9 protein-coding genes and 2 tRNA genes are annotated in these 14,567 nt (G+C 62.9%); 3 read left to right on the top strand and 8 right to left on the bottom strand.

The genetic code is table 11. The features are described from left to right. Positions 1-64 precede the first annotated feature (64 nt). Positions 65-244: a hypothetical protein gene (locus FB461_RS06045; RefSeq protein ID WP_142119869.1), complete on the bottom strand. Its 180-nt coding sequence runs from the start codon at positions 242-244 to the stop codon at positions 65-67. Positions 245-520: 276 nt separating this feature from the next. Between FB461_RS06045 and valS the strand changes: the two genes are divergently transcribed. Beyond that, positions 521-3,253 (top strand): valine--tRNA ligase, encoded by a 2,733-nt coding sequence (gene valS / locus FB461_RS06050; protein WP_142119870.1) that lies wholly within the window; start codon positions 521-523, stop codon positions 3,251-3,253. A gap of 142 nt (positions 3,254-3,395) precedes the next feature. Here valS and FB461_RS06055 read toward each other — a convergent pair whose 3' ends face one another. The 7 genes from FB461_RS06055 to FB461_RS06085 form a co-directional block, all read right to left on the bottom strand. Next, positions 3,396-4,334: an endonuclease/exonuclease/phosphatase family protein gene (locus FB461_RS06055; protein ID WP_142119872.1), complete on the bottom strand. Its 939-nt coding sequence runs from the start codon at positions 4,332-4,334 to the stop codon at positions 3,396-3,398. Positions 4,335-4,746: 412 nt separating this feature from the next. Beyond that, positions 4,747-8,520 carry a discoidin domain-containing protein gene (locus tag FB461_RS06060; protein ID WP_142119874.1) on the bottom strand — a complete coding sequence of 1,258 codons (3,774 nt, stop codon included), beginning with the start codon at positions 8,518-8,520 and terminating at the stop codon, positions 4,747-4,749. Between the two features lie 224 nt (positions 8,521-8,744). Beyond that, positions 8,745-10,016 (bottom strand): ATP-dependent Clp protease ATP-binding subunit ClpX, encoded by a 1,272-nt coding sequence (gene clpX / locus FB461_RS06065; RefSeq protein WP_142120846.1) that lies wholly within the window; start codon positions 10,014-10,016, stop codon positions 8,745-8,747. Positions 10,017-10,202: 186 nt separating this feature from the next. Further along, positions 10,203-10,886: an ATP-dependent Clp protease proteolytic subunit gene (locus FB461_RS06070; protein WP_142119876.1), complete on the bottom strand. Its 684-nt coding sequence runs from the start codon at positions 10,884-10,886 to the stop codon at positions 10,203-10,205. A 30-nt stretch (positions 10,887-10,916) separates the two neighbouring features. Further along, a complete protein-coding gene (locus FB461_RS06075; RefSeq protein WP_142120848.1) occupies positions 10,917-11,531 on the bottom strand; it encodes an ATP-dependent Clp protease proteolytic subunit in 615 nt (204 codons plus the stop codon). A gap of 334 nt (positions 11,532-11,865) precedes the next feature. After that, a complete protein-coding gene (gene tig / locus FB461_RS06080; RefSeq protein ID WP_142119878.1) occupies positions 11,866-13,182 on the bottom strand; it encodes a trigger factor in 1,317 nt (438 codons plus the stop codon). A gap of 204 nt (positions 13,183-13,386) precedes the next feature. Further along, a tRNA-Gly gene (locus FB461_RS06085) sits at positions 13,387-13,460 on the bottom strand. A gap of 151 nt (positions 13,461-13,611) precedes the next feature. On the opposite strand from FB461_RS06085, the gene FB461_RS06090 reads away from it, so the two are divergent. Together FB461_RS06090 and FB461_RS06095 are read left to right on the top strand one after the other, a co-directional pair. Beyond that, positions 13,612-13,685, top strand: a tRNA-Pro gene (locus FB461_RS06090). A gap of 322 nt (positions 13,686-14,007) precedes the next feature. Further along, positions 14,008-14,271, top strand: a complete 264-nt coding sequence (locus FB461_RS06095; protein WP_142119880.1) for a hypothetical protein — start codon at positions 14,008-14,010, stop codon at positions 14,269-14,271. The last annotated feature ends 296 nt before the right edge of the window (positions 14,272-14,567 follow it).

A 14,567-nucleotide genomic window follows, 5' to 3' on the forward strand; every position in this document is an offset into this window, starting at 1 on the left:
GCAGAAGCAACGCGCCAGGTTCCGTGCGCGTCAACGTTGTTACGCGACGAAGCCTATCGGATCGTCAGGCGGTCGCGAGGCGCGCGCGCTTGGAATAGGCGTCGATGTCGCGCGCCACTAGGTGCTCGATGCTGATGATCACGTCAGCGGCGGCGACGGAGGCCTCGTCCTGGGAAAGCCTGCCCGCGCGAGCGGATTTCACGAAGGTCGCGAGGTAGCGCTCAAGGTGTGCGGAAGTAGTCATGGAATGCCTGCCTGAGGTTGTCGATGATGGGGGTGCGGTCAGCGCGTGCGGCCTGGAAGGGCGGCCGTTTCATCAACAACAGAGCATTCGGGGGCGCATCGACGAGACGGGCGGGTGGCCGCCTGCATTCGTCATGTGTGATGCGCTCATGCATCCATCCTGGCGCGACGGTACTCGCTCGACAACGGATGGTCGAGAAATCTCACATCGTGAACCGCGGCTGAGGACGCTGATCCTGAGCTGCCGGAGCGCGCCGCTGTGGAAGAATATAGGGCTATGAGCAACTCCCCCCACACGCCTGACTCGAACGCGCCCGCAACACGCAAGACCGCGGCGGTCAAGGGCGTACCGGACCGAGTCAGCACGGACGGCCTGGAGACCAAGTTTGACGAGCGCTGGACGAGCGAGCAGACCTACTCGTTCGACCGCTCGTCGCCCAGGACCGATGTCTACTCGATCGACACCCCGCCGCCCACCGTCTCCGGTTCGCTTCACGTCGGCCACGTGTTCAGTTACACGCACACCGACGTGATCGCGCGCTTCAAGCGCATGAGCGGCAAGCAGGTCTTCTACCCGATGGGCTGGGACGACAACGGCCTGCCGACCGAGCGTCGCGTGCAGAACTACTACGGCGTGCGTTGCGACCCGTCGCTGCCCTACATCGAGGGCTACGAGCCGCCGCTCCAGGGGGCCGAGGGCAAGAGCGTGAAGGCCGCGGATCAGCAGCCGATCTCGCGCCGGAACTTCGTCGAGTTGTGCGAGCGGCTGACGGTCGAGGACGAGAAGCAGTTCGAGGCGCTGTGGCGCCGACTGGGGCTCTCCGTCGATTGGGACCACACCTACCAGACGATTGGTAGGCGCGCACAGAAGGTCGCGCAGGCGGCCTTCCTGCGGAACCTTGCTCGTGGCGAGGCCTATCAGGCCGAGGCGCCGGGGCTGTGGGACGTCACCTTCCAGACGGCCGTAGCGCAGGCCGAACTCGAGGCCCGGGAGTATCCCGGCCACTACCACCGGGTGGCGTTCCACCAGGGCGACGGTTCACCCGTCTACATCGAGACCACGCGCCCGGAACTACTGGCCGCATGCGTGGCGCTGATCGCCCACCCCGATGACGAGCGCTACCAGCACCTATTCGGCCAGGTCGTCACCTCCCCCGTTTTCGGCGTCGAGGTGCCCGTGCTCGCGCACCCCGCAGCTGAGAAGGACAAAGGTGCGGGAATCGCCATGTGCTGTACGTTCGGCGACCTCACCGACGTCCAGTGGTGGCGCGAACTGCAACTGCCCACGCGCTCCATCATTCGCCGCGACGGTCGCATCGTTGCCGAGGTCCCGGAGTGGATCACGGACGAGGGTGGCCGGGAAACGTTCGCGGAACTGGGCGGGAAGACCACGTTCTCGGCGCGCCAGATCGTTGTCGATGCCCTGCGCGCGAGCGGCGACCTGGACGGCGAGCCGAAGGCGACCCAGCGCATGACGAACTTCTTCGAGAAGGGCGACAAGCCCCTGGAGATCGTGACGTCGCGCCAGTGGTACCTGCGCAACGGCGGCCGCGACTGGGTCAAGGAGGACGGCACTTCCCGAGACTTACGCGCCGAACTCCTCGCCGATGGCGACGAACTGAACTTCCACCCCGATTTCATGCGGGTGCGCTACGCGAACTGGGTCTCGGGGCTCAATGGGGACTGGCTGATCTCGCGCCAACGGTTCTTCGGAGTCCCCTTCCCCGTCTGGTATCCGATCGACGCCGAGGGTGAGGTGCAGTGGGAGAATCCCCTCGCTCCGACCGAGGACGAGCTGCCTATCGACCCGTCGAGTCACGTTCCCGCCGGATATGACGAGTCCCAGCGTGGCAAGCCCGGCGGCTTCCTGGGTGATCCCGACATCATGGACACCTGGGCCACGAGCTCACTGACGCCGCAGATCGCCGGCGGCTGGCTCGAAGAACCGGAGCTCTTCTCCGCCGTCTACCCGATGGACCTGCGCCCCCAGGGTCAGGACATCATCCGCACGTGGCTATTCTCCACGGTGGTGCGCGCCCACCTTGAATTCGGCGGCTTGCCCTGGTCCGATGCTGCGATCTCGGGCTGGATCCTCGACCCGGACCGCAAGAAGATGTCGAAGTCGAAGGGCAACGTCGTGACCCCGATGGGCCTGCTCGAGGAGTACGGCTCGGATGCCGTCCGTTACTGGGCGGCCTCCGCGCGACTCGGCACAGATGCTGCCTTCGAGGTCGGGCAAATGAAGATCGGCCGCAGGCTCGCCATCAAGGTGCTGAACGCCGCCAAGCTCGCGCTGTCGTACGGCGTGCAGGAGGACGGCACCGGTTCGATCTCGCTCGACCCTTCGCTGGTGACGGTGGCCCTGGACAAGGCCATGCTGGCGGGTCTAGCCGAGGTCGTCGAGCGGTCGACGGCGGCGCTGGAATCGTACGACCACACGCGCGCGCTGGAACTGACAGAGACGTTCTTCTGGACGTTCTGCGATGACTACGTCGAACTGGTCAAGGATCGCGCCTACGGTTCCGGAACCGATGATGTCTCGGGTGAGACCGTATCCGTGCGGACCGCCCTCGCGATCGCGACCGACACGCTGCTACGCCTGCTGGCGCCTTTCGTGCCGTTCGCGACCGAGGAGGTCTGGTCCTGGTACAACGACACGTCGGTCCACACCTCGCCTTGGCCCAGCGCCGAGACGCTACGCAAGGCGGCGGGCGACACGGATCCGAGTCTGCTGACCGTTGCCGGTCACGCCCTTGCCGCGCTACGCAAGACGAAGACCGAGGCGAAGGTATCCATGAAGACGCCGATCCTGGCAGTAACGCTCGATGTTCCCGCCGGTTCGGTGGCCGCGCTGGAGGCCGTCATTGTCGATGTCCGCAATGGTGGACGGGCCATCGGCACGGTAGACATCACCGCGGTCGACGCTGGCGCAACCGACCCATCCGTCCAGGGCGGCATTGCCGTGACTGCGGTCGAACTTGGCGAGGCACCGGCCCGGCGCCAGGCATAGCCAAACCACGTCTGGTGGTCGTCGCGCGTTGAAATTAGTCCCGCGCGACGGCCACCGCACTGGTTTCATGCCAACCGAGTTAGCCTGCCAGTTACCACGCAACCGTCCACGACGGAATACCTCTAAGCCACAAAGTCATGGATCAACACTCAGAGGGATCACTGCAAAGTCGAACTTCACCATAAAGCATGCGGTGATCCGAGGCAGCGAATTTTTCCGGAGCGTGCTGCCCAACTTTGTAGCGTGAAGAGTACCCCTTCTTAAAGAAGATGTAGTCGATTTTCTTCCCCTTCGTGTCGGCGCCGTGAGTCACGCCATTGCCAACCTGATCGACCTCGGCAAAACGCTGTCCAGTCGATACGTTCCCGTCCTCGATCACATTGCTATACATGTGACTTAACGCCGCACTGTCGTGCTTCAGATTTAGGTCTCCACCAAAGACCATGGGCTTGCCGTTGGCCTTGTCCAAAGCCCAACCAGCTGCGCCCTGCCATTTGGTTGTCCCGTTGGTAAGACTCCCTGGCGCGGCCCCTTTTGCCTTAGTACCTTGAAGCTGGGCCTTTTGAACCGTCACATCACTCGAGTTGTCAAGGTGTGTGACACACGCAACCACCGAAATCTTATTGCTACCAACTTGCGTCAATGCACAACCGACCGTGTCCAACGCTCCACTTTGGACCCTGACTGGAATCTTGACGAAACCAAGATCGGTCAGTGGACGGTGCGTGAAGATGGCAGTTCCTACCTTGCCACACTTAGAGTTTCCCGAGTCGCGCTTGGGATAGAACACAGATCCTGCGAACCACTTGTTACCGATCTTCTGGTAATCACCCATCAATTTTTGGCAGAATTCGATGGCGAGAAAGATGGCAGGCTTTTCTTCAACAATTCGGGCAGAAGCCGTCGCCAGGTTTTTCGAGTAGACCCCCGCATTTCCACACTCCGGGTCTAAGTGACATACATTCCACTCCATGACGTTGACCCCAGGTGCAATCGCCGCTTGCGCTGGAGTTGCGGTCACGCTCACGACAACTACGACGCTCAATAGCGTCAATATGGATGCGATCTTGCGAAATTTCACGCGCTTTCCTCGTCTACTTGGGGGGGAGTGTTCAACCTACCACAGCCGCATAGGTCATACATCTTCGCATCTCCTTCCCTCTTCGGTAACACATTGAGAGAACCGCTTGCTTGCCTGAATTAGTTATGGCCGCGAATGCACTTGAGCACTCACCCCCAAACAAAGTAATCACTTTCGCAATCAACAAAGGGGGGGGCGACAACGATGTCAGATATGGATATATGCTTTTCACAATCAAAATTGCTGAAATCGCTACAACTGCACTGCACCGTTGCGGGCGTTGGAGCGAGAACTTCAGTTGCGCCTGTCGACACATCTGGTCTCGCGTTTGGACTGATCAACTAGCCCCACAACGCAAGATGGGCGGCCCTCCTTATGAGGACCGCCCATCTTTTGTTGCTTGCTCGTCTAACTAGCGGATGACGCGCACCTTCACGGTCTTCTTGACCGCCTTGAGCGTCTTGTTCCCGGGGAACTTGACCTGCACCTTCTTGGTGCCGGTCTTGGAGATGCGGATCTTGACGCTGGCCTTGCCCGACTTCTTCACGCTGACCGTGGCAACGCGCTTGGAACCGACGAAGATCTTCGCCTTGGCCGCCTTCGTTCCGGTCCGAGCCGGTGCCGTGATCTTGATGGTCAGCTTCAGCGCCTGGCCCTTACGCACCTTCTTCTTGGCTGCCACCTTGATCTTTGGCGCCGCCTTGGCGACCGAATAGGTGACCGAAGCGCTCTTCGCTGCCCGCCGCTGCGCGGCCGGGACGGTCACCGTCACCTTCTGGGTGCCGGTGACGGAAGCGTAGGGAAGCTTCACCTTGACCTTGCCCGACGCGGGCACGGTCACGAACTGCCCGCCCCCAGCGCGGGCGATCCAGACATTGGTGGGCTCCCACTTGCCAGGCGTCGTCACGGTGAGGTCGAGCACCGGCTGGACACCGACTCGCACGTTCAGCACGGATGCCTTGATGGTGACCGACGCGATCGCAACGTCGAGTTGGCGAGCCATCGACGCGGAGTCAGTCCACTTGGACGCGTTAGCGCTCTCGAAGCTCGCGACGAGGTTGTACGAACCGATGGGAAGATCCGAGCCCATGGTGATCTGGGCGACGCCGTTCACGACAGTGGCTCGGCCGATTTCGCGGGCTCCTCCGGTGAGCACCACGGTCCCTTCCGGAGTCGTCGAGCCAGCGGAGGCGACATTGACCGTCGCAACCACCGAATCGGTTGAATCCGCGACGATCTTGGTCCCGTTCAGCGCAAGCGATGTGGTGGTCGCGTCCGCAACCTCCACCGTGACGACGAACTGAGTCGACGAGCCCGATGCGGTTCCCGTTGCCACGATCGTTGCGGGGCCGGTGGTGTTCGGCGCCGATACGGATGTGGCGAAGGCTCCCGACGGATCCGCGTTGATCGTCTTGACGACGATTCCGTCGATCGTGATCTGGATCTGTTCCCCAGGCTGATAGCCCGCTCCGGTCAGAGCGATGTCGTCACCCGGGCTGACGGACTCCACGTCCGTGTAGGCCTGGCCGGTTCGCGTGAGGCCGGGTGCACCGAACACCTGGAAGTCCCACAGCGAGTAGGCGTACGTGGTGCCGCGCGCCGTTCCCGACCAACGGAGGTAGCGACCGCTCGCTCCGGGGTTCAGCGTGTAGTTCTTGATCCCCGCCGCGGTGTTGTTCGACTCGGTGCCGACCGTCGTCCACGCCGTACCGTTGTCCGACACATCGAACGTGTAGGTCTTGCCGAATGCGCCCTCCCAGTTGAGACGGACGCCGCCGAGCGGCATCTTCTTGCCGAGATCGATGACGACATTCTGGTTGTTCTTCTCGGTGTCGTTGTAGTCCTGGGTTCGGGACTCCCAGCGGGTGCCGCTCGATCCGTCGGTCAGCTGGAACGCATCGTGCGCCTTGCCCGGCTGTGTGGAAGACGCGTTGGCGGGCTTGCTCCGAGCGAGGTCGGCGATGCTGACCTCGAACGACCGGAGCGTGAACTCCCCTGCGCCGGCGGCTACATTCACTCGCACATATCGGGCATTCACGGGGGCGAACGTGATGTCTTCGATGCCGCCGAGCGAGGTTATGGGCGATCCGACCGTTGACCAACTGGTGCCATCGACAGAAGCGCTCAACGTGTAGGACGACGGGTGCTTGGCCCCCCAGTTCAGGGCAACTCGTCCGAGCTCTCGCACCGTGCCGGTGTCCACCGTCACGCTGCGAGCCACAGCCTGAGTTGAGGCGAAGCCGGTGGTTGCGTCGCCATCGACGACAGGCGCCACGGGGACGGATGTGGCGGGGTCAGCCGTCTCGTAGGTTGCCGACTTGTCGCGGGCTACGTCTCCGAGGTCGGCCACGTCGTAGGCCATGGCCGCACCATTGGCGAGCAGGGTACTTCCGCTGTGCGTCAGGGTCGCCCCGGCGGGCAACTCGACGACGACCACGGAGTTCCCGGCGGGCACAGGAATGGTTGCGTTGCCGCTGACACCGCGCGCCAGGAAGGTGCCCGAGACGGAGTCGTAGAGGTCCTTAGCGCCGCTCGCGAGCGGAACCTGGATCTGTTGCACGGAGCCCGTCGGGTTGTAGATCAGTGAGGTGGGGTACGTCTTCTCACCGTAGGTGTCGAGCGCGTTCAGGTCGATGCGCAGGACGTTGTCAACATTGGTCGGGTGGATCACGGACATGAATCCGATCCATGCCGAGCCATACATGCCCAGGCCGCGAGCGGCGGAGCCGACGCCCCAGTTGGTGGATCGTTCGGGCACGTCCGAAAGCGCGCGAATTCCGTCGTTGGCCTTGGACTGCAGGGCCTCGTAGGCGATGGCGGACGCGCGGTCGTCCTTGTCCCAGCCGGTTGCTGAGCCCGACTGGCCGGCCGAGACGCCATCGATGAAGTCGGAGCCGTAGTACTGCTGGCTTGCCGAGAGCTGGTCCGCGAAGAACAGCCGCGCTGCGCTGTTGACGTTCAGGAGCCACTTCCCGACGAGGTTCGCGTACGACGTGTCGTACTTCGCGGTCGCGGCGAACCACGGCGATGCGAACGAGTTCATGGCGAACACATAACCCGGTTCACCGTCTCCGCTCGGACCTCGGTCGCTCAAGCTGCCCTGCAGTCCGGACACGTCCTTGCCAGCCCACTTGACGGGGGTGGTCGCGAGCGCGCCGAGCGTGCCCCAGTTGTTTCGGACCTTCGAGCCCTCCATGAGCCAGCGCAACGGCTTGGTGACGTCGTAGTTGGTGCCGTAGAGCGCGTTCATGCGGGCCGCGATGTACGGCGTGAGCAGAACGGTGATCTCGTAGTAGGTGTTGTCGTTCGAGCGCTCGATCGAGTCCATCGCCCACTTCGCACCAGTGAGGTACTTCTGGTCTCCGAATTTCTCGTAGGCGTTGATCAGTACGAACGCGACAACGGTCGCCAGCTCAGCCGACTGATACTTGGTGCCGTTGAGGTACTTCTGGCCGGTCGCGAAGTTGTAGTCCCACATGTCGAAATTCGCGTTCGCCCCGCCTAGGTTGACCACAGCGTCGTAGAACTTATCGCCGATGTTGCGCTGAATGGTCGTCATGTTCTCGGCCTCTGGGTACATCTCCCCGAGGATCGAGTACAGCGCGTTGGGAAGGAACTGGTACCAGCCGTCGTTCGTGCCGGGTACGCCCGACCCACCCGGGGTGGGCGTGTTGCCCGCCACACCGGTAGTGCTCCCGCGATAGAAGGTCTGCAGCATGTCGACGTAGTTGCACTTGCCGTTCACTGCGGTCGGCATGCCACACGTTTGGTTCGACTTGTCGATGCCGATCAGGGTTGCGCTGATCACGGATGCCAGCTGGGTAACGGACTCCTGATAGCCATCGCCATTATTGGGGCCGGCCGTCTGCACCCGCTGATCGCCGTAGTAGGCCGGCATCTTGTACGTGGGCTTACCGCCCGGCATGTTCAGGGCGGTGCTGTCGGTGCGGATCGTGGTGTAGATGCCTCGATCGGTCCAGTCGTAGGCGAAGTCGTCGAAGGCCTGGGCGCGGTTGATCCAGCTGAAATTACCGAACGCGGGTTGCGGCGCCGCCGGATAGGCATTGACGCCGGTGATTTCCGCCTGCACGAAGGTCGAGGCAGAGGACGTTGTCGGGGCGACGAGTGCTGCCGCGCTCAGGAAGGCGATCGACGCGATTGCCGATCTACGCGAGAAGATGCGCATGACGTTCTCCAGGAGATTTGTGGTTACCTACCGGGACAACCGAAACGGTTCGTCTTCGTTGACGTGGGTATCCGTGAGACTTGGGTCAGTCACAACATACCACGAATCAAACCGGTTTGACTCCCCGCGGCGAATCGTTTCGGACGACACCTCTTGACTGCCCGTCACGCTGGCGCGCCGGGCGGAACAGCGATGGTGACGCCGGGCGGCGTGCTGACTGGGGGCTAGGCGCTCTTCTCGTGCGGGGGGCGCTTGGTCTCCTTTGGCACGATGGTCGGGTAGACATTCTCGAGCACAGTCTCGTCCGTGATGACGACGCGCTCGACATCGGTGCGGCTGGGAACCTCGAACATCACCTGCTGGAGGACCTCCTCCATGATGGAACGCAGGCCGCGAGCCCCGGTGCCGCGCAATAGCGCCTGATCGGCGATCGCGGCGATCGCCTCGTCCGTGAACTCGAGCTCCACGCCATCAAGCTCGAACATGCGCTGGTACTGGCGCACCAGTGCATTGCGAGGCACGGTCAGAATGCTGACGAGGGCGTCACGATCGAGCTTCTCGACGTTGGTGACTACAGGGAGCCGTCCGATGAACTCGGGAATCAGTCCGAACTTGTGCAGGTCCTCAGGCTTGACCTCGCTGAAGATGTCGCCATCGTCCTTCGTGTACATCGGTGCGCCGAATCCGATGCCCCGCTTACGCGATCTCTGGGCGATGATCTCCTCGAGGCCCGCGAAGGCGCCGGCGCAGATGAACAGCACGCTGGAGGTGTCAATCGAGATGAACTCTTGATGCGGATGCTTGCGCCCGCCCTGCGGCGGTACCGACGCAACGGTGCCCTCAATGATCTTCAGGAGTGCCTGCTGCACGCCCTCCCCGGAGACATCGCGAGTGATCGACGGGTTCTCCGCCTTGCGAGCTATCTTGTCGATCTCGTCGATGTAGATGATGCCCCGCTGCGCACGTGCGACATCGAAGTCCGCGGCCTGAAGCAGTTTGAGCAGGATGTTCTCGACGTCCTCGCCGACATAGCCCGCCTCAGTGAGGGCTGTCGCATCGGCGATGGCGAAGGGGACGTTGAGCAGTTTCGCGAGGGTTTGCGCGAGGTAGGTCTTGCCCGTGCCCGTCGGGCCGAGCAGAAGGATGTTCGACTTGGCGATCTCCACGCCGTCATCCTCACCCACTGAACGTGAGGCGTTCTCGGCGCGGGCACGCTTGTAGTGGTTGTAGACGGCTACGGCGAGAGCCTTCTTCGCCCCATCCTGTCCGACAATGTATTGCTCGAGGAACGCGTAGATCTCCTGCGGCTTCGGGAGTTCCATCTCGTCATCGGTGGTGTCCTCACCGAGTTCCTCGTCCACGATCTCATTGCACAATTCGATACATTCGTCGCAGATATAGACTCCAGGACCAGCAATGAGCCGCTTGACCTGTTTCTGGGTTTTGCCGCAGAACGAACACTTCAGCAGGTCTCCGCCTTCGGACATGCGCGTGATCACGTTCCTTCCTGGGCCGGGTCGATTCACGACGAGATCCCTCGACGAGCGAGGCAACCTTGGTCACTCTCCGCGAATCGAGCACTTCATCTATTCCACACTACTCGGATACGAAAGTCAGCCCGCCGCCCCGTACACGATGACTATCAGATTACGGAGCGGCGGGCTGACACGCGAAAGCGTGCGTCAGAGGCTGACTGCCACGGGCTTGCGGCTCTCGAGCACCTGATCGACGATGCCGTATTCGAGGGCCTGCTGAGCGGAGAGGATCTTGTCGCGCTCGATGTCGCGGCGAACCTGTTCGATGTCCGTTCCGGTGTGGGCCGAGATGGTCGATTCGAGCCAGTTGCGCATGCGGTCGAGCTCGTTGGCCTGAATCTCGATGTCGGTCGCTTGCGCGTAGGAGCCCTCGTAGATCGCCGGCTGGTGGATGAGCACGCGAGCGTTGGGCAGCGCTAGGCGCAACCCTGGGTGGCCGGCCGCCAGCAGCACGGCAGCGGCGGACGCGGCCTGGCCGAGGCAGACAGTCTGGATTCGTGACTTCACGAACTGCATCGTGTCGTAGATGGCCGTCATGGCGGTGAACGATCCGCCGGGCGAATTGATGTAGATCTTGATGTCGAGGTCAGGGTCCTGGCTCTCCAGGACGAGCATCTGCGCCATCACGTCATCGGCCGACGCATCATCGACCTGGACACCCAGGAAGATGATGCGATCCTCGAAGAGCTTGGTGTATGGGTCCTGCCGCTTCATGCCGTACGCGGTGCGCTCCTCGAACTGCGGAAGAACGTAACGTGCAGACGGAACGTTCAGTCCACGGTCCCCCGCCAGCCGACGCGCCGTGGAGGCGAACTGCGATTCAATACTCACGGAAATTCCTCTTTTCGGTGCGTAAGGGGGTTAGGAGTTGTTGTCGGTGCCGCCACCGCCGGCAACGGAGCGGGAACTGGCGACGACCTGATCGATGAACCCGTACTCCAGCGCCTCCTGCGCGGTGAACCAGTTGTCGCGATCGTTGTCCTTCAGGATCTTCTCCAGCGGCTGGCCGGTCTGCTCAGCCGTCAACTGCGACAGCACCTGCTTCATGTGGAGGATGAGCTGGGCGTTGATGCGCACGTCCGTCGCGGTGCCGGCTACGCCACCGGAGGGCTGGTGCATCATGATGCGGGCGTGCGGCGTCGCGTAGCGCTTGCCTTTCGCGCCGGACGAGAGCAGGAACTGACCCATCGACGCGGCAAGCCCCATAGCGACGGTTGCCACGTCGGGCTTGATGTACTGCATCGTGTCGTAGATGGCCATACCAGCGGTGATCGAGCCGCCGGGCGAGTTGATATAGAGGTAGATGTCCTTGTCCGGGTCCTCGGCAGCGAGGAGCATCAGTTGAGCGCAGATCGCGTTCGCGTTCTCGTCGCGCACTTCCGAGCCAAGCCAGATGATTCGTTCTTTCAACAGGCGGTTGTAAATGCTGTCGTTCAATGCGAACGACCCCGATTCGCCACGGGCAGCCTGTGGCATAAGTTCAGTCACGCCGTCTCCTCAACTCACGAACCGGCACGCTTGAGCGCAACCGGTGGGACTGATTGTCGGCGGCCGAGGCTGCGGCCGCGTGTATTGACATTAGCGCGCCGGGAAACGAAAAAAGTGCCATTCGCGCCCGGTTTCGCTGTCGGCGCACCGCCATCGATTCCCGCTCCCGTCCAGGCATGCGTGCGAGCCCGTCCCGAGCGGGCGGCGTCTCGTTTCTCTCGCGCCGCGGGTGAGAACACGTGTGGGGCGGCACCGTCGAATTCGGTGCCGCCCCACACGGTAGACCGTCGCGGAGGCGACGGTCTACGAAAATGTGTCGGACTCAGTCCTCGGAGCCTTCTGCAGCCTCGTCGTCCTCTGTGTCCTCCGGGACGGCGAGGTACTCGGAGATGTCCACCGAGTTGCCCGCGCCATCGACGATGGTGACGTCGCGGAGGGCGAGAACTACGCTCTTGGATCGGGCGACCTCGGCCACGACGCCCGGGATCTGGCCGGAGGAATCGATGTTGCGGATGAACTCGTTCGGGTCCTGACCGTACTGGCGGGCAGCGTTGAGAAGGAACTCCAGGAGTTCGCCTTGGCCGACCTTGACTGAGAGCTTCTCCGCGAGAGTATCGAGGACGATCTGCCGGCGCAGGCCCTCCTTGACCTCCTCGGTCACCTCGGCGCGGTGCGTCTCGTCCTCCAGGCGTCCCTCGCCTTCGAGGTGGGAGTGGACCTCGGTCTCGATGACGCCACTGGGGAGCGGGACCTCGATCTTGTCGAACTCGGCGAGCAGCAGGTCGCGTGCCTGCGTGACGCGTCCCTGCTCCTTCTGCTGACCGGCCTGCTCCCGCAGGTCGGCAACCAGTTCATCGAACGTGTCGAACTCGCTGGCGAGCTGAGCGAAGTCGTCGTCCGCCTCAGGCAGTTGACGCTCCTTGACCTGCTCGACGGTCACCGTGATCTCCGAGTCGCGGCCAGCGTTCTCGCCCGCCACCAGGGCGGAGGTGAACGTGGTCGATTCACCGGCCGAAAGACCGTCGAGCGCCTCGTCCAACCCATCGAGCATCGACTCCGAGCCGATCTGGTAGCTGATGCCCTTCACCGAGTCCAGCACCTCGCCATCGGCCTTCGCCTCGAGGTCGATCACTACGAAGTCCGTGTCGGCTGCCGGACGGTCAACGCCCACGAGGGTGCCGAAGCGCTCGCGAAGCAGGGTGACGCGCTCGTCGACCTCAGCGTCCGTGACCTCAAGGTCGTCGACGGTAAGGGTGATCGAGGACAGATCGGGAAGCTCGACCTCGGGGCGGATCTCCACCTCAGCAGTGAAGTGCAGTTCCCCGCTGGTGTCGTCGGTGTCGGGCACGCGCGTGACGTCGACATCGGGACGGCCGAGGGGGCGCAGTTCGTTCTCACGCGCCGCCTCGGAGTAGAAGCCGCCGAGCGACTCGTTGATGGCGTGTTCGAGCACTGCCGCGCGCCCGACGCGCTGGTCGATGATGCGGGCAGGAACTTTGCCCTTACGGAAGCCGGGAACCTGCACCTGCTCGGCGATGTGCTTGTAGGCGTGGTCGATGCTCGGCTTGAGCTCGTCGTAGGTCACCTCCACCGTGAGCTTGACCTTGGTGGGTTCTAGTGACTCGACAGTGCTCTTCACTTCGGTTCTCTCCAACGGGTGTCATGCGCCTTGCGATGGGCGGCGCTAACGGTGACTGGCATGATGGTCGCCCGGGCGCGTGTCGCTGCGGCAGTGGCGAATCCGAGGGGAGCCGCACTTTGCGTGGCCACGCTGAGGGCACAACTACACCATTCTAAGGCACGCCGCCTGATGGAGCGCCACTGCGTCCCGCGGGCGAAAAAATGGAGCGGATGACGGGAATCGAACCCGCGTAATCAGTTTGGAAGACTGAGGCTCTACCATTGAGCTACATCCGCGTGGGACATCCGTTTCGGGCTGTCCGACGGACCACTATAGCAACTCCGCGCGTCCTGGCGAACTTCACAACGTCCGAATTCGCCCTCCGTCGCGTGGCATGGCTAGACTGTGCTGCGGACCGGGGCATGGACGAGTGGCTCTGTCCGGCATCGGGGCGTGGCGCAGGTTGGTAGCGCGTCCGCTTTGGGAGCGGAAGGTCGCAGGTTCAAATCCTGTCGCCCCGACAAAATCAGTGAGGGCCCGGCGTAGCTGGGTCCTCACTGATTTTATTGAACTTGGCCAGGATTTGGGAGGAGCGAGCGTCAGCGAGTGACGGCTCCTGTCGCCCCGACACTTTCGCGGCACCGGCGATCCGTCAACTAGCCGTGCGCGATGATTGGGTGCGCCTCTGGCGAAATTGGTGGCGGTTCGAAGACGTCACCCAGGGACGCTCACCGGCACCTACGCCGCGCGTTTCACAATAGGAGCCTGTCAACGAACGGCAAGTACCGCCCGCCCTTGGATTCGACCGCCATCGGTTGCAACAATGGTCCGATGGATCCTTGGATGGCTAATCGCCTGGGCGGGACGGGGAAGGACTCGTCCACGGAGTTCAAGGTACGCGACACTCGAAAGATGATGCCGGGCGCCCCAGGCGGCCGCCCCGGATTGAACCGCGCCGAGCGGCGCGCATTGAAGAAGGAGATCCGACGGGCGGCGCGCGAGGCACGGCCATGCCGCCCGCACACACGGCTCGCTACCGCGTTGCGCATCGTCATCGCTGCCGCCAGTGCCGCGAGCGTCGTGATCTGGCTCGCCATTTACCTCTGACAGGCACCCCTGCTGGTAGTCGTCGCCGACGAATCCTCCGATATCGAAGACAATGCCCGCACTTTCGTGCCTATCATGGGCATAACGCGATTTCCGCGACCGACCAGCACAGGAGGGTTGACATGCGTAGCATCCGAGCCACGCTCAGTTACCGCGCCCTCCCCTGTTGTTGCTGTCCCTCAAGCCGCTGACCTTATTGGTCCGGGCCGCGGCCCACTGGCCAAGCGCCTCCGCGCGTCTATTTTCCGCAGTACCCGTGGCACTCTCACCCTCAGCGTCGAGGCCACGCCCCCTCC

It is taken from the genome of Rarobacter faecitabidus, from assembly GCF_006716265.1.
Lineage (GTDB): Bacteria > Actinomycetota > Actinomycetes > Actinomycetales > Cellulomonadaceae > Rarobacter > Rarobacter faecitabidus.

Bases quoted from the DNA above. Each gene is read 5' to 3' on its own strand.
- FB461_RS06045 (WP_142119869.1), bottom strand. From the start codon at position 244: ATGACTACTTCCGCACACCTTGAGCGCTACCTCGCGACCTTCGTGAAA.
- valS (WP_142119870.1), top strand. From the start codon at position 521: ATGAGCAACTCCCCCCACACGCCTGACTCGAACGCGCCCGCAACACGC.
- FB461_RS06060 (WP_142119874.1), bottom strand. From the start codon at position 8,520: ATGCGCATCTTCTCGCGTAGATCGGCAATCGCGTCGATCGCCTTCCTG.
- FB461_RS06075 (WP_142120848.1), bottom strand. From the start codon at position 11,531: ATGCCACAGGCTGCCCGTGGCGAATCGGGGTCGTTCGCATTGAACGAC.
- FB461_RS06095 (WP_142119880.1), top strand. From the start codon at position 14,008: ATGGCTAATCGCCTGGGCGGGACGGGGAAGGACTCGTCCACGGAGTTC.